We start from the raw sequence: 22,161 nt of genomic DNA on the forward strand, positions 1-22,161 counted from the left end.
AAAAAAAAAAAAAAAAAAAAATATAAATAAAAAAAAATTTTTTTATATAAAAAAAAATTTTTTTTTTTTTTGAAGGTAGAAATACTTTTTTTTTAGATATATGATTTTCTCTTCACCAATATAATTCTCATGCACGATTTCAAAATCCATATCGATTTCATTTAAGGCATTCATACCATTTCTGATTTTTGGACTTACAAGTAAAATAATATAATCAATTTTATCTTTTAATTTATTCATTAAATTATAAGTGCCTTCAACCATAATGAATTTATAATCTAATAGTTTAAATAAATCATCACTTATAATTACTTCTCTATTGGGTATTTTAAAAAGTGGGATATTAGTATCAAATACTTTATTTTTAGTGTAAATCATAATATTAGGAGCACGTCCTGCAATATATCTTGCATCAAGTGTTGGTTTATCGGTTCTTACTGTATTGCCACCAATAAGCAATAAATCAATCTTATCTCTGAGTGTATGCACATACGCTTTGGTTTGATTAGAAGAAATAGATCCATCAATAGAACCATTTAATGTCTGTGCCATTTTATAAAAGATAAATGAACCACTTTTCCACTTGATAAATGGATATAAAAGCTCATATGCTTCTTTTTCCATACAACCAAGACTCACTTCAATATTTTCTTTTTGAAGCGTTTCTATGCCTCCTGAGGCCTCTTTATTAATATCTTTATGCGCAATAACTACTTTATTGGGTTTTAACTCTTTAATTAAGTTTGCACAAGCAGGTGTTTTACCCATATGATTACATGGTTCCAAGGTAACATAAATTGTGCAATCATGAAAAAATCCATTGTGGTTTTTGATTAAATACTCATGTATTTTAAAGGGGTCATTTACAGTTTTTAGATAATCGTTTGGATTTTTCTTTAAGATAAGCAGCTTTAAGTGCATTTACTTCAGCATGAGGCTTGTCCTGCACTTCCTTATGAGCTTCAATAGAAAGTAGCTCCCCATTTTTTACAACAACACAGCCAACAGCTGGGTTTGGATAGGTTATTAGTTGATATTTCCAAGCTTCATCAATGGCTAGCTTCATATAAAAGTTATCATTGATAATCATCAGTTCTCTTTTTTTATGTAAAAAAAAGTTTAAAAAAAAATTTTTTTTTTTTTTTTTTTTTTTTATTTTACCATTCAAAATATGTTGATGCAGAAGATATTTCATCATATGAGATTATCTCTTCACCATGTTCTGTTTCGAGTTTAATTTCATTGTTATCTGCGGCAATTAATCCACCTTCTTATAGTATTTTTATCAAAATCTTTTACTCTTACATTTTCATCCAATAGAGGCTTTATAGTGGTGTTGTCTTTTTTAGTTTTCTTTCAATTCCAGGAGAACTAACTTCTAGATTATATTTACCATTCATTGGTTCATCTAAATCCAACAAGGGTGATATCTTTCTTGAAACTTCAGCGCACTTATCTAAATTAATTCCATTGGGAGAAGTGATATAAATTCTATAAATATTGGTTTCATTCTCTTTTACTGTTACAATATCATAAAGATTGACACCACATCCGTCAACAGCAATTTCTATTGATTCATCTAATGTCATTTATCTTCCTTTTTACTTTTTGCTATTTGTCCAAATAAATCTTCAATGTTCATGCTGTTTTCTAAAGTGTTATCATTTTCAAATTTGAAATTTGGACATTTATACCAACCGTTGCACTTGTCAAAACATAGGATTTGATTCTTCCATTAGCTTTAAACAACAAATCATTGATCTGTTTTATCTCTTCTTTACTGAAGTCACTTCCGTCATAATAAACAACAGCATCATACTTACCATTTTTACAATTTACACCGGTAATGGCTAAAGTATTAATTCTTGTGTCATTCAATGTTGCCAGAGCTTCTGGAAGAAGCTCCATAAGCAACGATTCTGTTCTTTGTAGGTTGATACTTTTCATTATGCTGCCAATTATATAGAGTCACTTTCTCTTTCTTATTTGAATAAATGTTTCGATGAAGTCACCAACTTTGATATCGTTGAATTTGTCAAACATAATACCACATTCATACCCATTTGCTACTTCTTTAACATCATCTTTAAATCGTTTTAAGCGATGAAATTTTACCAGTATATGTTACAACACCATCTCTAATAATTCTTGCATGTCCACCTCTGATAACTTTACCATCAGTTACTAAACATCCTGCAACTGTTCCAATTTTTGGAACAACAAATGTATCTCTAACTTCTGCTTGTCCGGTATTTTCTTCTCGAATAACTGCACTCATCATACCAGATAGTGTATCTTTAACATCATCAATTAAATCATAAATGATTGAGTACGTATTGATTGTAATACCATCTGCTTTTGCTTTTTGTTTAACATTCCCTGTAGGTCGAACGTTAAATCCTAAAATAATACAACCCTCACTCGCACCTGCAAGAACTAAGTCAGATTCAGTAATCCCACCTACTGCTGCATGAATAACTTTTACTTTTACCTCTTCATTGGCAATTTTTTCTAATGAACCTTTAATCGCTTCTAAAGAACCACCAACATCAGTTTTAATAATAACTGGCAGTTGTTTGATTTTACCTTCTGCAATCAACCCACTCATCTCTTCTAACGAAACTTTTGTAGATTTTGATAACTCTTTAGCTCTTGCATGTTCAGCTCTAGTTGTAGCAATCTCTCTAGCTTCTTTATCACTGTCTTGTGCCACCATAATCGAACCAGTTGCTGGAACTTCATTTAATCCTAAAACATTCCCTGTTTCAGAAAGCCCTAGCTCTTTAACTGGTTTTCCTAAGTCAGTTGGTTATGGCTTTAACCCTTCCAAATGTTGTATCACAAACAATATTATCACCAACTTTAAGTGTCACCATTTTGAACAATAACCGTTGCAACTGGTCCTCTACCTTTTTCAACTGTTGATTCAACAACCACAGATTTTGATTTGGCAGTTGGATCTGCTTTAAGTTCAAGAAGTTCCGCTTGGATTAAAATATTTTCTAATAAATCGTCAATACCTTCACCTGTTTTTGCTGAAACACCAATAAACTCAATATCTCCACCCCAATCAACTGGTGTCATACCTTTTTCAGCCATTTGCGCTTTAACCATGTCAATATTGGCCGCTTCTTTATCAATTTTATTCATGGCAACAATAATTGGGCATCCACTGGCTTTTGCATGAGCAATAACCTCTTCAGTTTGTGGTTTAACCCCATCATCAGCTGCAACAACAATAATAACAACATCAGTTACACTCGCACCTCGTGATCTCATTTCACTGAACGCGGCGTGACCTGGAGTATCGACAAAAGTAATCTTTTGACCATTTTGTTCAATGGTGTATGCAGAGATATGTTGAGTAATTCCACCAGCTTCACCCGAAGCAATTTTGGAAGATCTAATTTTATCAAGCAGTGAGGTTTTACCATGGTCAACGTGTCCCATAATGGTAACAACAGGTGGTCTTGTGACATAATTGCTGTCATCAATATCTTCTTCATGATAATCTTCAACATAGTTTACATCTTCTAACGCATCTTTGACCGTTACTTCAATACCAAACTCTTCACCCAAAATTTCTAATTCATCTTGTTTTAAGAAGTCATTTTTAGTAACCATCATTCCAAGACTAAATAATACAGTGATTACTTCAGCGGTTGTTTTTCCACACGCTTCTGCAAATTCATACACTCGAATATCTTCAGGAATAGTAACTTCCGTAATCTCTACTACTTCTTGAGTTCTTGAAACTCTTTTCTTTCTTTTCCCTCTTTTTAAACCTTGTGGTCTGTTTCCAAATGAGCAGGTCTTGAAGTGTTTGGTTGTACGAATGACTTTTTAGGTTTGTTCTCTTCTTCAAGAATTTTGGGAGCATCAGACACATCCATATCCAATAAAACAACTTCTTCACCCAATAAAGATTCGTCACTTGTATTCACTCTCTGATTGAGAACCTCTTTCAACTTCAATGACTTTTCCATGTTCATGTGCTTTTGCAAGCGTTTTCTTTTTCTCTTTTCTTATTTTAGCTTTTGCCACTTCATCTTTATTATCATCTTCTGATGATACATTACCTAAAATTTCACTCAAAGATTTCATTTTCTTTTTGCTGCTTGAGTTATCAAAACTGTTAAACTCAGGCTCTTTAATTTTTGGCTCTTCTGCTTTTACAGGTTGTTTCTTTTTTACAATCTTTAATCCACGTCTTTTAGGAACAATTCTATTGTTCGTATTTTTATCATCACTCTCTTCATCACTCTCATTGTCAACAGGAGCTGGTTCGCTTTCAACTTGAGCCACATCAGATTGAATCGCAGTTTTTTCAATAGCAATAGAAGATGGTTTTTTTGCTTCAACTCTTTTAGTTGTAGGTAATTCTTTTTTAACTTCTTTTTCTTCCACTAACTCTTGAACGATTTCAGGCTTAGCTTCTTCTTTTACTTCTTCAATCTTCTTAACTACTTTTTTAATAGCAGGTTTTTCAGCTTTTTTAGGAAGCTTTTCACTTTTACCTGTCATTATATAGTTTGCTATTTCTTCTGCATCTTCAAATGAAACTGCACTTTGAGGTGATTTAAGATCTATTTTTAAATCTTTTGCTTTCGCAATTACTTCAGCACTTGTAGCACCAGCCTCTTCTGCAATTTCATAAACTCTTACGTTATCTGACATGCGTTAATATCTCCTTAAGTTGTAAGATGTAATCATCTTTGTTTTTACAAACCCGGTAAAGCGTCTGTTCAATTTTTCTATTATTCTTATTTTCTGCAAGCACATCATTTATGCACTCTTGGCAAATATAAAAACTTCTACCATTATGTGTAAATGGCACAAGTTTTTTATCTTCACTGCATTGTAACCTTAGCATCATTTTTTGTAAATTTCGTGTTCTACATACGATGCACATTCTAAAGGGTTTTTCTAAATAAGCCAATATTATACCTATAATTTACTTAAAGTAGTTGTTTAATACTCTATTTTGACACCCGTGTTGTCAAAAGTAGTTGTAAAGACTTTAAAGTGAGGAAATTTTTCTCGTAACTTCGTTTCAAGTTTTTTTGCATCTTGTTTATGTGCAATACTGAACAAAGTTGAACCTGAACCAGAAAGTGTACTCATTAATGCACCATTGCCTAAAGAGATTTTTTGAACTTCAAAAAGTTCTGGCATTTGTTTCATTCGATAATATTGATGAAATCTGTCTTGTGAAGCAATTCTTAGCATGTCCCAATTTTCACTCATAAATGCAGCCGTCAATAAAGATGCATGCGAAAGGTTAAAAATAGCATCCTCTTTTGAGTATTTATACGGCAATGTTTTTCGTGAAAGTTGCGTTGAGATGGGTCGATTTGGAATAACAACAACGGGTGATAAACTCTTTGTTATATCTTTTCTAATAAATTGCACTTCATTATCCTGCACCGTTGCCACAGTAAAACCACCCATAACCGCTGGTGTAATATTATCCGGATGTGACTCATAAGCTAAAGCCAAATTTAAAAGTTTCTCTTTTGAAAGTTGAATTCCTTCAATCGCATATGCCGATGCAATGGCACTGACAATAACGGCAGATGATGAACCCAAGCCTCTTGAAAGCGGAATTTCATTCACAAATTCAAATCTGAAAAACCTTTTTTTAGTGCTTAAGTTATTATAAAAATCATTAAAAATAGCAATAAACATGTTGTTGTCTTTTAAGATAGGATTATTCGCACCCTCACCTCGCAGTGACACACTGTGAAATTTTGATGGCTTAATAACAACTTGATTTTTAATTCCTAAGGCAAGACCTAAGGCATCAAATCCTGGTCCTAAATTTGCACTTGTCGCGGGTACTGTAACTTTCACTCTTCTTTTCCTTTTTTCTAAACAGCTGGTAGATTATACTGAGGTAAATTATCGTTTGAAAAAATATTTTCATCTAAAATTTCAGGTAATTTAAAACTCTCTAATTTCAAATTTTCATCTATAAAATCAATTTTTATGTTGCCATTATCATTTAAAAAATATTTTTTCCCAAGCGCTTTTATCGGTGAATTCTCATTAAAATGAAATCCAGAAGTTGCATATAGTTCAATATTTTTAACAATGGATACGCTCTTTAAAAAGACATATGCAACTTTAATTGCCATATAACTGCCGGGCGCATTGACAAAAAAAAGTCTTTGCACCTCATACTTTTTGAGTATCTGATGAAATATAATCGGTATTATATCAGATGATTTGCCTTCTTTTTCATAAGTTTCAATTAATTTATTATCTTTGTACACTCCAACTAATATTGGATGTGAAAGTGATAGAATTAAAATATCCATTTTCCTTCTTTATTGAACCGTTGCAAAAGCCAGTTCAAAGACCTTGCTCTCTTCTTCTGCACTGTCTAAATCAATGATTTCATAATTCTCTTCAGATTCAAACAGTTTTTTGGTTAACAAATGATTTAAGTGATGACTTCCCGCATGAGCATCGTACTCACCAATTAAGGTATAGCCCAAAAGTGCCATGTCACCAATGGCATCTAAAATTTTATGTCGAACAAACTCATTTTCATATCGTAACCCCTCGGGATTAAGCACTTTGCTGTCATCTAACGCAATGGCATTTTCCAAACTTGCCCCTTGAGCCAAACCAATACTTCTTAAATATTGCACTTCATGTAAAAATCCAAAAGTTCTGGCTTTTGAAATATTCTCTTTATATTCACTGATTGAGTAATCAAATCGAAACTCTTGTTCTCCAATTACAGGATGACTGAAATCAATTGAAAAATCATAAACAATGTGATTTGAAGGTTTTAAAGAGACTTTTTTGCCATCGGGAGTATTGATTTCAACACTCTTTTTGATTTTTAACGCCTTTTTTGATGCATCCAATTCTTGAATGCCCACTTCATCGATAAGCAGACAATATCCACTGCTGCTTCCATCTAAAATAGGAACTTCATCATTGTCTAAAACAATTCTTAAATTATCAATACCATAGGCATACACAGCTGAAAGCAAATGTTCAATGGTGGAAATTATTACACCATCTTTCCCAATAACCGTTGCCATTTTTGTATCCACCACATTTTCAATGGTCAAAGGGATAGTTATCCCCTCATCTTTTCTGTAAAATATGATTCCCATATTGGCTTCTAAAGGCTCAAGTTTCATGGTAACAGGCACGCCTTTGTGAAGTCCTATTCCTACAATTTCGATTGATTTTTTAATGGTTCTTTGTTTCATTGATTCTCAATTACCTTTTTGGACTCATCTAAAATATCTGTGATGCGTGTTTTAATCCAATTTTTATCCATCCACTCTAATGGATTTACTTCAATCCCTTGTACTAGTACACCAAAATGCAGATGATCTCCCAATACAGCTCCTGTTGAACCTGTTTTTGCTATCATTTGATTGGCTTGAACCTCATCCCCTGCATTGACTTTTGACACACTCGTATGAGCATAGAGTGTTGCCAATCCCATTTTATGATCAATGATAATGGTATTGCCATATATTCCCACATATTTATTTAAAATAACTCTTCCAGGATTGGTCACTTCAATGGGTGCAAATTTCACACTGGCCCAATCAAGACCCAAATGCCATGCTTCATCAATTTTAACCCCATTATAATAATAATATCTTCTTTCAGCAAAACCTGCAGCTGTTCTTGATCCACTCAATCTTTGAAAAGGCTTTATATCAAATGAGGTCACTAAAGATCGATCCATATATTTTCGGGTGTCTTCTTTAAGTGTCTCTATATTTTTTGCTCTTAAGACTCTGTTTTCAGCAAGAAAAATATCTTCTAACTCTGTAGGTACGGGAAATGAACTCTGTTCTAAAACCGAAGTACTGACATTTTTAATAAATTTCTCTGAGATTTCAATTTTATCTTTTTTGATTTTTAAAGGTCGAATATATAAAGGAATTTTATTTCGTGTTTTATTGCCTGCTTTATCTATAGCTACAATCGATACTTGTTCAAATTCGTTGATAGTAACGGGCCAAGCAATCAATGCCATATAATAATTTTCTCTATAAAAAGGGGTCAAGGCAAATATCTCTTCATCGTTGTTAAATGAGATATAAGCTTTATCTAAATTTTCATCTGAAACTTTTACAACAACAACGGCACTTCCCCCTCTTCTAATGGCCAAAGAATTTCCAATAACTGTTGCAACCGGTCTCTCTTTATCAATTTTCACATTAAAACTTTCTACAACCGTATTGCCTTCTAAGAAGTTCCATTTACTGCTGTCGATGGCTTCAACAACAATTTCAACCTCTTTATTTTTAAAAAACATATCCAATTCTGGAGGGGCAAGTTTAAGATGAATCTCTTTTTTAGGCTCAGCTAAAATCTCTTGATTGAGCACAATCTCTTTATTGTCATCTTTAAACAGTACGCGATAATATTTAATTCCCGAGTTATCACTGATGGTCAAATCCAAAGAGTCTTTTAAATTCCAATAAATATTCTCTTTAAAATGAATAACCGGGCTCTCTTTTTCAAATTGTGGTGAAACAAAAATAAAACCACCTGCACCTAAAATAACCGCAAATACCAACAAAAACAGAATTTTACCTATACTATTTTTTTTTCTTCTCAACTAAATTCCTTTAATACTATCTCTTTTGCTTCAAAAACATCATTGCACTCCAATGAACACCCTGCAGCATTAAGATGTCCACCACCATTAAACTTTGCAGCAACAGTAGAAACATCTATTTTCTCTTTTGAACGCAAAGAGACTCTTACTTTCTCATTAGATACTCTAAAATAAATTGCTATTTTTACAACAGATATGTTTAAAACCATATTTAATGCAACCTCAGTATCCAATAACGTTGCACCTGTTTGTTTAAACCATTCCGGTTTGGCATAAATTGTCGCTATTTTCCCCTCATTGTGCAACTCTAAACTCTCAAAAATTTTGGGCAAAATTCTGTATTTTGCCAAAGAATCTCTTCGTGTAAGCAAATCTGCAATGAGAGAAGGGTTCGCGCCACATTTAACCAAATAATTGATTTTACCATAAGTAAATTCATCGCAACGATTCACAGTAAATGCTAAGGAGTCATCATAAATCCCCACATACATTGCCGTTGCGCTGTTTTTGGTAATATACAAACCATTGAATTTAAAAAAATCATACACCACTTCAGATGTAGAGGACTTAAATGGATCAACGAGATTGATTGTACCAAAATTGTCATTAGACTTATGATGGTCAAAATTGATATGAGGAATATTTTTAGGAATATCAATGCCCAATCTTGACTTTGCACCACAATCAACAGAAATAAGTAAATCATACGATTTGGGCAATTGGTTTGTTATTTTAGAATACCCATTGATAAAATCTAAATTTCGGGGTAAATCACTGCCCACATTAAAAACTTTGTGGTTGATTTTATTCTCTAAAAAATAGTTTGACAGCGCCAAAGCAGAAGCAATTGTATCTGCATCTGGGTTAACATGCGTTACTATTAATATGTATCGACTTTTTTCAATTAAACCTAACGCCGCAACCAAAGAAGAGGTATCTAATTTATTATTTAATATAAAATCTTTTTTCACGTTACCTCCTTTTTAGGTCTTAATCAAATCTCATTGAAAAATCCAACCACGTTGCTTGATGAATAATGCTTCCGCTACTGATGGCATCTACCCCTGTTGAAGCATACTCTTTAATGGTATTCAGTGAAATATTTCCACTGGCTTCAAGCAAAATATGGGGATACTCTTTATTTCTAAACGCCACCACCTCTTTGATTTGTTGGGTACTCATATTATCACACATAATAATATCACCCCCTGCATCCATGGCCTCTTTGACTTGCTCAAAAGTTTCACACTCTATTTCAATTTTGGTCACCCAAGAGATTCTTTTTCTGGCTTTTTTTACAAACTCTTTTAAGTTTTCAATGGTTCTTAAGTGAGTATCTTTAAGCATTAAACAATCATCAAGACCCAGTCTGTGGTTAATTGCCCCACCAACTCGTGACGCATACTTTTCAAAATCTCTCAATTGTGGTCTTGTTTTTCTTGTATCCAATAAAACCACACCTGTGTCCTCAATAAGTTTGGCATAACGGTTTGCCATGGTTGCAATTCCAGATGCGTGTTGAAGTATATTTAAAAAAGTTCTTTCACTTGATAACAAAATTGAAGCTTTTCCTTCTAAGGTTGCAATGACATCTCCCTTTTTAACACTGTCTCCATCAAATTTTAAAAACTTACAATCAAATTTTTCTGTTCGAGCTAAGACTCTGGCATATTTTACACCTGCAAGAATTCCATCAGATTTGGCAATGGCTCGTGCAGTAAATCTTCCTTTTGGAGCAACATCAAAAAACAGATCGCCTCGACCATTATCTTCAATAATGGCATTCTTTACGAATTTTTTTATATTAATCATACTTCAAACATCCTTTCTAATGCTACTTTTGCCCACTTTACTACATCTTCATCAACCAAAATTTCGTTTGCATAAGGTGCCTCTTGCTCTTTTTCAATCTCCAATAATGTTTTGTATACATCTTCCAATGTGGTTTCATTCATCGTAGGACACTCAGGCTTGGTCGAACTTAATATAAACGTATTTTTCTTTCTCAAACGATTGACCATATTATACTCAGTTCCGACAGCAACTTTTTGCTCTTTGGGTAACTCTTTAATAAAAGTGATTAATTGTGATGTTGAACCCACAAAATCTGCGGCATCACACACTTTAGGGTCACACTCAGGATGAACAGCGATTAAAATATCGGGATACTTATTTCTATAAAACTCAATATCTTCTACACTAAAGAGTTGATGCACGGAACAAAAACCGTTATAACAAATAATATCGGCTTCATTGATATTGCTTCCATCACCAATAACTGAAGATTTAAGGTGTAAACTCTTTGCAAAATTTTGTCCCAAACATCGATCGGGCACAAAAAAAATCTTTTTGCCCGATTTTAAACCCTTCTCTATGATTTTATACGCATTGGAACTTGTACAAACCATTCCACCCATTTCACCCACACGCGCTTTTACCGCTGCACTTGAGTTGATATAGGTAATGGGCAGTAAATCTTCATTTTTAATACCAATGTCATTTAACTTTTGTAAACATTCATCAAAATAATCAACATCTATCATTCGAGCCATCGCACAACAGGCGATTTTTGGCATCAAAACTCTTTTTTGTGGACTGAGCACTTTAACACTCTCACCCATAAATCCTACCCCACAAAAGAGTATATATTTGCTGGGAGTCTCCATTGCTTTTTTTGCAAGTTCTAAAGAATCACCCGTAATATCAGCCAGTTCAAACACTTCATCACGTTGATAAAAGTGTGCTACTATGGTTACATCGAGCTTCTCTTTTAGTTTTAAAATCTTCTTTTTTAAGTCCAAAGTCAACCTTCTTGGTTAATTTAATAAATCAGAATATAACAAAATTTTAGTTATAATCCTTTTAAACAAAAAAACTAACACAATCAAAGGTCTTTATATGGATTTTTTTTCTCAAACAAATATTTACTACTATATTGCTGCATATCTTTGCGGGTCAATCCCATTTGGGCTCATTTTGGCAAAATTTTTTGCAGGGGTAGATATTAAATCACAAGGGAGTAAAAGTATTGGGGCAACCAATGTTTTAAGAGTGGTCAAACAAACCAATCCCAGCTTAGCCAAAAAACTCAGTGTAGCAACGGTACTTTTAGATGCCTTAAAAGGAACGGTAGTTTTAATTATTGCCATGCTTTTAGGTGCCAGTGATGCCACCCTTTGGGCCATTGCCGTTTTAGCTGTTTTAGGACACTGTTACTCTGCGTTTCTTGGACTTGAAGGGGGAAAAGGTGTCGCAACGGGCTTAGGAGTATTTATTGTGCTCATTCCAATACCAACCATTATTGGTGCAGTGGTTTGGGGATTTTGTGCAAAAGTACTTAAAATTTCATCGCTTTCATCCCTTTTGGGATTAACGGCAGTTATTATTGCTGCATTGTTTATAAACAATGGATTAAACATCAACAGCAATGTACCCATGTATATCATTGCTTTCATTATATACTACAAACACATTCCAAATATTTTAAGACTCATTCGAGGAGAAGAGGGAAAAGTGACTACGAAGTAGTCTCTTTTTTCTTTATATTATGAAAGTTAAAATAGAAAAACTCACCTTTAACTGTATCGTTGGTATTTTACCTTTTGAAAGAGAAAAAGAACAACGAGTCATAATTGAGTGTTCATTTCACTATACTTATAAAAAGAGTATTTTTATTGATTATGCAAAAGTCGCACAAGAGATTGAAAAGATCATGAAAAAGAAAAAATTCAAACTTCTTGAAGATGCCATTGTTGATATAACTGAGAAACTCACTACTAAATATGCCCTCAAAAAACTCAAACTCAAAATTGCAAAACCTGACATTTTAAATAATTGTGTGGTTAGTTTATCAAATTAATCTGTAAATTTAAGCTTTAAAATAAATAATAGCTTAAATTATATCCTAAATGCAAAATAAAACGCCAGTTTAAGAAAACTTTAAAATTAACTCATGTAGAATTATCGCAACGGTGTATCGGAAAGGTATCTCTTTGCTTAGATATAGTTCGCGCGCTCCGATAATACTGATGAAAATTTCGAAATTTAGGAGAACAAATGAAAAAATTCGTAAAAATGAGTTTAGTAGCAGCTGTTGCAGTTGCAGGATTAACAAGTGCTAACGCAAAACCTTTAACTGAGGCTATTCAAGATGTAGATGTATCTGGTACAGTTGTATATAGATATCAAGGTAACGATAACGATGTTGCTGGTACAGACAATAGTACAACAAACTATTATAAAATTGGTTTAAATTTATCATCTAAAGTAAATGATGATGTTAAATTAAATACAAGATTCTTAGTTTCTGACCCAAGTGCTACAGGTACTGGTGATGGAGGTTTTGCTACACTAGATTCAAGTGATAATGGAGATCAAAACGTTGGTGTTGAATTATCAACTGTTAACTTTGCATACACTGGTATTGCAAACACAACTGTTATTGCTGGTAAACAAGGGTTAACTACTCCTTGGACTGTTGCAGTTGATTCAGATTCAAATGAGCAAACTGGTACAGGGCTTTTAGCACTTTCAAACCTTGGGCCTGTTACTGTTGCAGCTGCATACTTTAACCAAACAAACTTAAATATTTCTGGTGACGTTTTACCAGGTATTGGACTTGCAGATACTCAAGTTGGTGGTGCTGATGTTTCTGCTGTTGCTGTAATTGTTCCAGTTGGTCCTGTTACATTAGATGCTTGGTATTTAGATATGCAAGACATTTTTGATACATATACATTTGGTGCGAATGCAAAATTTGATGTAAGTGGTATTAAATTAGGTGTTGATGCTAGATATACAGAATTAACATTAGATGATTGGGCTGCTACTGCACTTCATAATTCAAAAGATTCAAACTCTTTGGCAAAAATTGTTTTAACTGCTGATGCAGGTTTAATTGATGCTAAATTAGCATATGCTATGTCTGACTCAGATGGTGGAATTGCTGCATTAGATAATGATGCTACTACATCAATTACTGGATGGAATATCAATGGTAATAACAAAATGGATTTAGATTACTACCAAGTCGTAGTTGGTGTTGATGCATTAGAAAACTTAAACATCTCTGCTAACTATGGTAATGCTCAATATAAATCAACAAACGTAGCTGGTGCACTTGATATAGAAGAAGAAGAAGTGTATGTACAAGCTGTTTACAATATGAGTAAAAACTTGTCTACATATGTTAGATATGGTACTTATACAAAAGACACTGGTTCTACTGAAAACAATGATGACGTTAGAGGAAGATTACAAATCCAATACTCTTTCTAATAAGAGCTGTTTGATTTAGTCTACTAAACTCACTTTAAAGGTTAGGACAAACTGTCCTAACCTTTTTTTATGCTTCACATTACACCTCCCTAAGCAAAACTATGTTATTATCTTTTTTTTAAAAGGAATCCTATGCTTAAAAAATCGTTATTAACAACTTGTTTACTTGTTTCAAGCTTCACTTTTGTACAAGCTCAAACTACCATGTGTTTTAAAGAGAACCATGCTTCTATGATGACCATTGAGTCTGTTGCCTTAGATGGAGGTGAATGTGGCTCATCAAAGAGTGTCAAAGAGATGAAAAGTACTGGCTGGAGTGTGGAAGATATCAAAATGACTCCAGGAACAACTGGTACCAATTTTGTATACATCTTTAAAAAAGGCTCAAACAACATCAATGAAGAGGAGTTGATGAATAAACTCTATATCAAACTTGAAAAAGAGAAAAAAGCCAAAGAAACAAAAGCCAGAAATGAGCAAATACAAGCCAATATTGAAGCGGGTAAAAGAATTTATATCAAAAGCTGTCAAAGTTGTCATGGTGAAAAAGGTGAACTTCAAACCAATACGGCTACTGGGATTAATGCGTTAAGTATTTCAGATTTTACAACAAAAATGAAAGAGTACAAAAATGGGGCAAACAGCAATATTATTATGTCTCCGTATGGACAAGCAACCACTTCACAAGATGACGTTAATATCTATTTTTATATTAAATCACTTAATACTCCTAAAAATGATGAGGCAACTGCAAAATAAATGGATGCATACGAATACTCTGAACTCTTAAAACTGTTAAATAAAAAACTTCAAAATATCAAAGATATTTTGAAGCCAGATGCATTGAATCAACGACTCAAAGAGATAGAAGCACTTGAATCGAATCAAGACTTTTGGAGCAATGTAGAACAAGCCACTCAAATTGGTATTGAAAAAAACAGAATTTTAAGCAAACTCTCTCGTTTTAATAAAGCCAATAAATCGCTCAAAGATACCAATGAAATTTATGAAATGGCATCGGCTGATAAAGATGACGATACCTTAGAGATGCTTTTTGATGAAGCAGAAGATGTCAAAGAGCTCATTCAAGCCACAGAAATTGCCGTGATGCTTTCAAATCCTGATGATGCGTTAAATGCTATTATTACCATTCATCCAGGTGCGGGAGGAACAGAGAGTCAAGACTGGGCAAGTATGCTTTACAGAATGTATTTACGCTGGGCAGAGCGCCAAAATTTTAAAGTAGAAGTACTTGATTATCAAGATGGAGAAGAAGCGGGCATTAAAGATGTCTCTTTTATCATAAAAGGAGAAAATGCGTATGGCTATTTAAAAGCAGAGAATGGTATTCACAGACTTGTACGTATCTCTCCTTTTGATTCCAATGCCAAACGACACACCTCGTTTTCTTCTGTCATGGTCTCTCCTGAAGTGGATGACAATATTGACATCGAAATTGAAGACAAAGAGATTCGTATCGATACGTATCGTTCAAGTGGTGCAGGTGGACAACATGTAAATAAAACAGAGAGTGCCATTCGAATTACGCATCTGCCTACAAATATTGTAGTACAGTGTCAAAATGACCGAAGTCAGCATAAAAATAAAGCCAGTGCATTAAAAATGCTAAAATCAAGATTGTATGAATATGAACTTGAAAAACTGCAAGCGACAAAAGATGGTGTTGAAAAGAGTGATAACGGTTGGGGTCATCAAATTCGTTCATACGTATTACAACCCTACCAACAAATCAAAGACACTCGAAGCGGTATTGGATACTCCAATGTTGAAGCCATACTCGATGGAGACATCACAAAAATGATTGAAGATGTCTTGATTGCTACGGCAAAATAAAACCTATTTTTAAAGTAAAAAGGGGAAAGTCAAACGACTTTCCCCTTTTTTTATCTTATACAACTCTTAGAATGCATACGTTACGTTAGCATATACTTTGTCGTAATCTTTCGCTGCTGCAGTATCATCATAATTTACATACGTTACCGATGCAGATAACTCTTCCGTAAAATTGTATCCAACAATTAAATTTAACTCATCTGTATCTGTATTTGTTGTACCATATTCAGTTGTACCATATAAGGCAGTTAAACTTACATCTGCAATTGTATATGATGCACTTCCATAATATGTTGTTGCATCTGTTCCATATACATTTGTTCCATCATCAAATGGATTGATGTTATCACCATATGCAGACATGCTTCCTACGGCACCAGTTTTATCTGTTTGAATATAACCAGCTGCAAGAGCAACACCAGCTACGTTTAATCTGGCTTCTAAATTTAAAATATCTCCATCATCTGTTGTAGATACATCCTCATTTGTTTGAGCATAGTGTGCTGTTACACCAAACATATCTGTATCATACGCCACTTTTGTACCATAAAAGTCTGCAAAATTTAGTGCAGAATAGTAGTAAGGGTTAATCAATAATCCTTCAACTCCTGTATATTGTACATCTAATACATATGCACCGTCTTTAGTAATTTCAGTGAAATCTTCTTGAGTATCAATTCCAATTTCTGCTTTTCTGTTTGTGTATCCTAAGATGATTGAGGTATTAGGCACAGCTTTAATTACACCAACAACCGCATCATTATAATCACCCAACCACTCAAGATCAATGGCTTGTCGACCAATAATTAATGCAACATTATCATCTTCATATTTCACGTTTGCTTCAGTAATAATTCCTTTATTTGCATAAGAAGCAACATAATCACCACTCTCTTTTGAATCTAACTCATGATTCCCTCTGAATCCAACTTTAGCACTGATACCATAAATAGTATCTGTTTCAAATGACAATCCAATTGATCCAGAAGTTAAAGCTGAATCTGCTGTTCCACCTTTTGCATCTACATTTTCAGTATAAACAGTTATATCACCACTTGCTTTACCATTTGCGAATGCCTCTTTAATGGTTGATGACTCTGCAAATAATGCACTGCTACTGATTAATAATCCACATGCTACTAAACTTAATTTTTTCATTTTGATCCTTTTTTTTTATTTTCGCACTTTTAAATCTACTGATTAGATTTCGATTTAGAATTGAAAAAATTCATGAAAAATTATAACAACATATTACAAATAATCAAACATATTATGTGTATATTTTTTATACAATAATGGTGCAAGTTTGATTTCTTACTTAAAAAAGTGTTCTTTTTGTTTTAAAACATTCTCAATTGATGACTAAAATGTATACTAAATATACATTTATCTGGCACACAGCGTTGTATACGGACAATACTGACAAGTTAATTTATCTTCACATTTTTTGAAATTGACACTTTTGGTATTTAACTCTTGTAACACACTGTCCAAACGGATGAGTTTTTCATTTAAGACTTGTTCTTCAATCATTGTTGCACTGTTTAAATCGTAATAATAGGGTTTAATATTCCGTTGCTTCAAGTTTCTGTTCTCTTCTAACTGATTTTTCATAGCAAGAAAATAGAACTCCAGTTGGAAATCTGTACTTTTTTCATAGGTTTTAATTGTATCAACTTTCAAAGAACTGCTTGTTTTATAATCTATGATTTCATAAGCATCATTTGAAACATCAATTCTGTCAATGACCCCTTTTAAGACAATATTGTTATGAACAATTTTAAAAGGCATCTCTGTTTGAAACACTTCTTTTTCTTTTTCAAACTCTTTTTTCTCATTTTGAATAAAATTTTGCAGTTTTTGTTTCCAAATCTCTAAATCCAAAATCAAAAAAGGATTGAGGTTTTGTATATTTTGGAAATATTCATTTAAAATATCATGAGTTGTTGTCGCTTCAACTCTTCTGTTTTTATTAAAAAAATCTTCCAAAACTTTATGAATAAAACGTCCCAACTCAAACCCTTCTGGCTTTAGACTGAAATGGTGTTCATGAATTTTTGCAATATATTTCAAATAGAACTTTCTTTTACATTCACACAATATCTTTAAAGAGGTTGCTGACCACTCTACGCTTGCTAAATTTATATCAAAAACAATATCATCATTAAAATGGCTTAATCTGTTTTTCGTGTATAAAATGTTTTTGTAGACTTCGTCATAAGTTTTATTCTCAATTTTATACGTAGGAAACAGCTCATTGGCAAATCGACTGATTTGTGAAGTTTCATTTCTTACGTACGATATAAAAACCTCTTTGGCATTTTTACACAACTTATTGTAATAATATTTTTGCAGATTTTCACGATCTTTTAGTGTGGGCAATTGTGCATGTTTTTTAACAGCTGTAGATAAAAACTTATCTTTTATACTTCTTTTAGGCACAATGCCTTCATTAAAATCCACAATAATTACGCCATCAAAAAAAGCACCTCTTGTCTCTAACAGTCCCATTACGGTTATGACTCCACCATTAATATCATCTGTTGTGATTTGAGATACTCTTTGAAGCATAAATTTATACGCCTCTTTTAACGAAATAGTTTGATTGTAGTTAAAAATCAAATTTTTAAGTTTGAAAACTTCTTCTTCAAATTTTTCCAATATATCTTCATTTGGCTCATCTTTTTTCACAAATTCAACAATCTCTTCAAAAAGTTCGATGGTAATTTGTCGGTTCCATGAGCTTTTTATTTTTGTGTTTAAATACTCATTATCTAAATTGAGGAAATTGACATAATCAATATTTTTTTGTTCATTTTCATTAAAATAGTGGTAGATGGCATCAACAGTACTAAATAACTTAGAGGTTTTAATCTCTCTTCCCATCGCATAATTGAAGTATGCCTCATCATCAAAAAGTTGCAGTGTTTGTGTAAACTGTTCATCGGGGACAATTAAAACAATCTTTTCTGCTTTTATGCCACGATGTATCATATCTGTAATGGCTTTTTTTACAAAAGCGATTTGGTTGACTCTGGTACTGAACGCTTTTAATTCAATGGTTTGGATTTTATTTTGCAACGCATTGACAGATACAATCTCTTTTGTAGAGATATTTATTTTATATCTTTTATTCTCTTCCAATAAAAAACCACTCTTTACAAACTTTTCATACGATTTTTTATTGTATTCGTTGGTATCTAAGTGAATAATGACTTCTGTAAGCTTGGAAATGGCTTCTATCAAGTCAAATTCAAAGTTTGTGAAGTAACCCTCGAAAAATATTTCGATTGTCGTATACTGCTTTATATACGCTTTATTGATAGCATATACATTGCCCAGTGTTATTTTGTCCACATAACCATTCTCTTCTAACAATTGGATATAGTTCTCTTTAATTTTTTTTAGAATTGATAAATGCTCTTCATAAAACTCATACGTATCTGCACTTTGTATGGTTTCAATACTGACTTTTTCTGCACTTAATTCACTGAAAAATCTGAAAATGTAATTGCTTTGTTTGATAAAATCATTAAAGTTATTTGAAATGCCCAATTTTGAGAAATTTTTGATATTTGTAGATTCTTTTAGAAATAAGAATTGATGCTCTTCATCTATAAACTGTCGGTTCCCCACCGTAATAGACTTAAAGAAGAGTTCATCAATACTTAAAAGTGTAGGTAAGAGCCTATTTTCGTTAAAATTGTTAACATAGGCTCGAATGGCTCTTGATGTTGGAAAAACCAACAAATGTTTAGATGGCATTTGATTTAAAGTAAATATAACCTTTATTATCACCTACCGTAATTACACCTGTTATATTCCAATTGCCTTTTAAGAGTAACTCAAATTGTGAATGGTAGCTGTCATTTACCAGCATAAAATTCTCCAAATTAATATCACTCTTATTATTTGTTGCTCTTGTAACTCTTAAAGTAATAAGAGCATTTGGTACAACAGCTTGCGTTATTTTATCTTTGATAATAATATCAATGCTGTTTTCACCGACATTAAAAATATCTTTATGTGTTGATTTATCTTCAATGACTCTTTGAGAAAAGTAAATATCATCGAATGATAAACCAAATGTTTGTTTATTCATTTTGATTTCAAAAGTATATTTTTCTAAAAATCTTTGATTTGATTCTGAAATTTCATTAAAATTCATTTCAACTTTTTGATATGAATTTAAAAAACTTTCATCTTGATTAACAGGCACTTTTATTGCACTGCTGATAGTCCAAATAATCATTCCTAAGGTAAATGTGAAAATTGCTATAAACAGTAAAGGCCAATAATTTCTTTTCATTAAATATCCTATCTCTTTTTACTTCGTAATACGGCAACCGTATAAAGAATCAATCCAACTATAACGATAAAATATATAAATACTCTCCAAATTGTACCAATCGTTTTACCACTGTTTCCAATGCTTGACTCTAATGTAATATTTTGACTGCTTGCAATATCATCAGCAATTTGAGCATAGCCATTTAAAGCTGCTGCGCTGACTTTTGACAAAAGTAAATTTTTATCTTTTGATGCAAGTAATGGGATAACATAATCATTTAAAATTTCATCTTTATCAATCACTTTTTTTAATTCGTTTGAAACAATTAGATTTACATGTGTTTGCTCAAGTGACATGGTCAATAAAGCATAAGGCGTTTTGAGTTCTTTTATTATATTTTCTTCGACAGATTTTATTTGTTCAAATTTTTCTTTGGCTGAAACAGTACGATCAATGCCATAATCATCTTTAACATAAAGATAAATTTTTACACCGGTTTTGGTTTCAACTTCAGTACCAATTTCTAATATTTTTTCTATTGCGCGAGGATCTATGAGATCATCATGACTTAATATATATTTGTTTGTGCTTGCATAAATATGTGTAGTTAAAAAAAGTAGAAGTGTAAAAAACACTTCTACTTTAAAGTTTTGTAAAGTTCTCAACTTAACCTACGAATAGTCTATCTGGAGATAGAAATGTAAGATAAATTGATAGCGCTGCTATAGCAACCAGTAAAATACCAATAATTTTATCCATAACAGTACTCCTTACTTACCAACAAGTTCATAGTGCTTACTGTTGTCAGCACTATTAAACTTAATTGCATTTATATCTTGATTGATTTTATAAAAGTTAGTTGCTTGAGCATTTTGAGCTCCCCAGCCTAAAAACTGAAGTGCACCAAGAATAGAAAGCAACAACACTGTAGCAATTAACATTCCAGTTACACCATGAATGCTAAATACTCCTCTTTCATTATCGTTCATTTGAGTATTACCTGCCATCTTATTCTCCTAAACTTCTAATATAACTGGCTAATGCATTATATTGTGTTTCGTTAAGTCTTCCTTTGAAAGAAGGCATTTGTCCAATATTAGCTTTTTTACCGTTATCTAATACACTTGCAACAAGTGAATCTTCATAAGTTTTAAGACTTGGAGCGACATAAGCCATACCATTACCATCAGGACCGTGACATCCAGCACATACACCAAAAGATTCTGGAGCAGTACCTACAAATCCACCTGCAACATACTCAGCAACTTCATTGATATCTTTATCATCAGTTAACATCATAGGAGGCATTCCTGCTGGATATTGAGTTTTGAAATTATTTGCACCATTTTTAACAGTGTAAATAACACTCTCTTTAGTTAATCTTTTTGTAAGATTTTGCGCTTTTCCATCAATTCCGTTTGCATCTACACCATGACAAGGTGCACATTGTACTAAGAAAATTGATTCACCCATTGCATTCAAAGTTGCAGCATCTGGATTTTGCCATTTGCTTTCAAACTTAGAGTTATAGTCTAAAGTCTCTTCATTCCATTGTCCGATTTGAGAAAAACCGTTTGTTGGATATCCAACAGTCCAGTACCACATTCCCCAAACAATAGTTCCAATAAAAGCTAACGCCCAACCTGTTGGTAATTGGTTTTTAAATTCACCAATACCATCCCATTTCTCTTCAGCTAACTCACCGCTAGCTGTATCATTTTTAATTTGATTTACATATTTTAGCGCAACAAATACTGTTATACCAATAATTGCTAATCCCGCTAACATAGTAAGGTCGTTGATGTAATCCTCACCAAAGCTAAAAGCATCACCCGCTACGTAATAGGTTCCTGCCATTAAAGCAATGATAAGAATAATACCACCTATAACCATAGATTTCATATTAGTTCTCCTTATCCATTTTTTCTGATTTTTTCTCTCTAGATTCAAGAGGATTAGAACTTATAGAATCATCCAAAACCAGATTTGAGTACTTTTCAAAATCTCTTTCGCCTTTTTTGTCTCTTTTGTATATTGAATATGCATAAGAGTAAAACACAATAAAAACAATCAATACAAGAAAGAACTTAACATAGCCTTGAATATTTACCAAAGTTTCATAATCCATAATAAT

General features: G+C 32.8%; 23 protein-coding genes and 2 pseudogenes. 5 read left to right on the forward strand and 20 right to left on the reverse strand.

Annotated features, from left to right (window positions below):
- Nucleotides 1-42 precede the first annotated feature (42 nt).
- The 13 genes and pseudogenes from ACNI3C_RS02440 to nadA form a co-directional block, all read right to left on the reverse strand.
- Nucleotides 43-768 (reverse strand): dihydrofolate reductase family protein, encoded by a 726-nt coding sequence (locus tag ACNI3C_RS02440; protein WP_419770665.1) that lies wholly within the window; start codon nt 766-768, stop codon nt 43-45.
- A gap of 91 nt (nt 769-859) precedes the next feature.
- A complete protein-coding gene (locus tag ACNI3C_RS02445) occupies nt 860-1,090 on the reverse strand; it encodes a hypothetical protein (RefSeq protein WP_419770666.1) in 231 nt (76 codons plus the stop codon).
- Nucleotides 1,091-1,157: 67 nt separating this feature from the next.
- Nucleotides 1,158-1,589, reverse strand: a pseudogene (gene rimP, locus ACNI3C_RS02450) (ribosome maturation factor RimP).
- Between the two features lie 61 nt (nt 1,590-1,650).
- Complete coding sequence (locus tag ACNI3C_RS02455; RefSeq protein WP_419770667.1) at nt 1,651-1,947, reverse strand: ribosome-binding factor A; 297 nt, start codon at nt 1,945-1,947, stop codon at nt 1,651-1,653.
- 21 nt (nt 1,948-1,968) lie between these two features.
- Nucleotides 1,969-4,677, reverse strand: a pseudogene (infB, locus tag ACNI3C_RS02460) (translation initiation factor IF-2).
- Nucleotides 4,667-4,939 (reverse strand): DUF448 domain-containing protein, encoded by a 273-nt coding sequence (locus tag ACNI3C_RS02465; protein ID WP_419770668.1) that lies wholly within the window; start codon nt 4,937-4,939, stop codon nt 4,667-4,669. Before ACNI3C_RS02465 ends, infB begins: the two are co-directional and overlap by 11 nt.
- A gap of 32 nt (nt 4,940-4,971) precedes the next feature.
- Nucleotides 4,972-5,853: a homoserine kinase gene (thrB, locus tag ACNI3C_RS02470; protein ID WP_419770669.1), complete on the reverse strand. Its 882-nt coding sequence runs from the start codon at nt 5,851-5,853 to the stop codon at nt 4,972-4,974.
- Between the two features lie 17 nt (nt 5,854-5,870).
- Nucleotides 5,871-6,320 (reverse strand): hypothetical protein, encoded by a 450-nt coding sequence (locus tag ACNI3C_RS02475; RefSeq protein ID WP_419770670.1) that lies wholly within the window; start codon nt 6,318-6,320, stop codon nt 5,871-5,873.
- Between the two features lie 9 nt (nt 6,321-6,329).
- On the reverse strand, nt 6,330-7,232 hold the full coding sequence (lpxC, locus tag ACNI3C_RS02480; protein WP_419770671.1) for a UDP-3-O-acyl-N-acetylglucosamine deacetylase: 903 nt from the start codon (nt 7,230-7,232) through the stop codon (nt 6,330-6,332).
- A complete protein-coding gene (locus tag ACNI3C_RS02485) occupies nt 7,229-8,605 on the reverse strand; it encodes a M23 family metallopeptidase (protein WP_419770672.1) in 1,377 nt (458 codons plus the stop codon). Before ACNI3C_RS02485 ends, lpxC begins: the two co-directional genes overlap by 4 nt.
- Nucleotides 8,602-9,576: a DHH family phosphoesterase gene (locus ACNI3C_RS02490; RefSeq protein WP_419770673.1), complete on the reverse strand. Its 975-nt coding sequence runs from the start codon at nt 9,574-9,576 to the stop codon at nt 8,602-8,604. Before ACNI3C_RS02490 ends, ACNI3C_RS02485 begins: the two co-directional genes overlap by 4 nt.
- A gap of 19 nt (nt 9,577-9,595) precedes the next feature.
- Nucleotides 9,596-10,417 carry a carboxylating nicotinate-nucleotide diphosphorylase gene (gene nadC, locus ACNI3C_RS02495; RefSeq protein WP_419770674.1) on the reverse strand — a complete coding sequence of 274 codons (822 nt, stop codon included), beginning with the start codon at nt 10,415-10,417 and terminating at the stop codon, nt 9,596-9,598.
- Complete coding sequence (gene nadA, locus ACNI3C_RS02500; protein ID WP_419770675.1) at nt 10,414-11,406, reverse strand: quinolinate synthase NadA; 993 nt, start codon at nt 11,404-11,406, stop codon at nt 10,414-10,416. Before nadA ends, nadC begins: the two co-directional genes overlap by 4 nt.
- A 97-nt stretch (nt 11,407-11,503) precedes the next feature.
- Between nadA and plsY the strand changes: the two genes are divergently transcribed.
- The 5 genes from plsY (at nt 11,504) to prfB (ending at nt 15,736) form a co-directional block, all read left to right on the forward strand.
- The gene (gene plsY, locus ACNI3C_RS02505; protein ID WP_419770676.1) at nt 11,504-12,133 is read left to right on the forward strand and encodes a glycerol-3-phosphate 1-O-acyltransferase PlsY; all 630 of its coding nucleotides are present in this window, start codon (nt 11,504-11,506) and stop codon (nt 12,131-12,133) included.
- Nucleotides 12,134-12,152: 19 nt separating this feature from the next.
- Nucleotides 12,153-12,464 carry a dihydroneopterin aldolase gene (locus ACNI3C_RS02510; RefSeq protein ID WP_419770677.1) on the forward strand — a complete coding sequence of 104 codons (312 nt, stop codon included), beginning with the start codon at nt 12,153-12,155 and terminating at the stop codon, nt 12,462-12,464.
- Between the two features lie 197 nt (nt 12,465-12,661).
- The gene (locus tag ACNI3C_RS02515) at nt 12,662-13,882 is read left to right on the forward strand and encodes a porin (RefSeq protein ID WP_419770678.1); all 1,221 of its coding nucleotides are present in this window, start codon (nt 12,662-12,664) and stop codon (nt 13,880-13,882) included.
- A gap of 132 nt (nt 13,883-14,014) precedes the next feature.
- Nucleotides 14,015-14,641: a c-type cytochrome gene (locus ACNI3C_RS02520; RefSeq protein ID WP_419770679.1), complete on the forward strand. Its 627-nt coding sequence runs from the start codon at nt 14,015-14,017 to the stop codon at nt 14,639-14,641.
- The gene (prfB, locus tag ACNI3C_RS02525; protein ID WP_419770680.1) at nt 14,642-15,736 is read left to right on the forward strand and encodes a peptide chain release factor 2; all 1,095 of its coding nucleotides are present in this window, start codon (nt 14,642-14,644) and stop codon (nt 15,734-15,736) included. It abuts the gene before it with no gap.
- Nucleotides 15,737-15,802: 66 nt separating this feature from the next.
- On the opposite strand, the gene ACNI3C_RS02530 is transcribed toward prfB, so the two are convergent.
- The 7 genes from ACNI3C_RS02530 to ACNI3C_RS02560 all read right to left on the reverse strand — a co-directional run bounded on the left by ACNI3C_RS02530 (nt 15,803) and on the right by ACNI3C_RS02560 (nt 22,155).
- Complete coding sequence (locus tag ACNI3C_RS02530) at nt 15,803-16,894, reverse strand: Opr family porin (RefSeq protein WP_419770681.1); 1,092 nt, start codon at nt 16,892-16,894, stop codon at nt 15,803-15,805.
- A gap of 228 nt (nt 16,895-17,122) precedes the next feature.
- A complete protein-coding gene (locus ACNI3C_RS02535; protein WP_419770682.1) occupies nt 17,123-19,534 on the reverse strand; it encodes a PD-(D/E)XK nuclease family protein in 2,412 nt (803 codons plus the stop codon).
- Complete coding sequence (locus tag ACNI3C_RS02540) at nt 19,491-20,045, reverse strand: hypothetical protein (RefSeq protein WP_419770683.1); 555 nt, start codon at nt 20,043-20,045, stop codon at nt 19,491-19,493. The genes ACNI3C_RS02535 and ACNI3C_RS02540 overlap by 44 nt, the downstream gene beginning before the upstream one ends.
- A gap of 8 nt (nt 20,046-20,053) precedes the next feature.
- Nucleotides 20,054-20,692, reverse strand: coding sequence for a hypothetical protein (locus ACNI3C_RS02545; RefSeq protein ID WP_419770684.1), 639 nt, complete (start codon nt 20,690-20,692; stop codon nt 20,054-20,056).
- A gap of 105 nt (nt 20,693-20,797) precedes the next feature.
- Nucleotides 20,798-21,034, reverse strand: a complete 237-nt coding sequence (locus tag ACNI3C_RS02550; protein WP_419770685.1) for a DUF4006 family protein — start codon at nt 21,032-21,034, stop codon at nt 20,798-20,800.
- 1 nt (nt 21,035) lies between these two features.
- The gene (locus ACNI3C_RS02555) at nt 21,036-21,929 is read right to left on the reverse strand and encodes a c-type cytochrome (RefSeq protein WP_419770686.1); all 894 of its coding nucleotides are present in this window, start codon (nt 21,927-21,929) and stop codon (nt 21,036-21,038) included.
- Nucleotide 21,930: 1 nt separating this feature from the next.
- Nucleotides 21,931-22,155, reverse strand: a complete 225-nt coding sequence (locus tag ACNI3C_RS02560; protein WP_419770687.1) for a cytochrome c oxidase, cbb3-type, CcoQ subunit — start codon at nt 22,153-22,155, stop codon at nt 21,931-21,933.
- Nucleotides 22,156-22,161: the final 6 nt, after the last annotated feature.

It is taken from the genome of Marinarcus sediminis (SeqCode) (assembly GCF_048571275.1).
Taxonomy (GTDB): domain Bacteria; phylum Campylobacterota; class Campylobacteria; order Campylobacterales; family Arcobacteraceae; genus Marinarcus; species Marinarcus sediminis.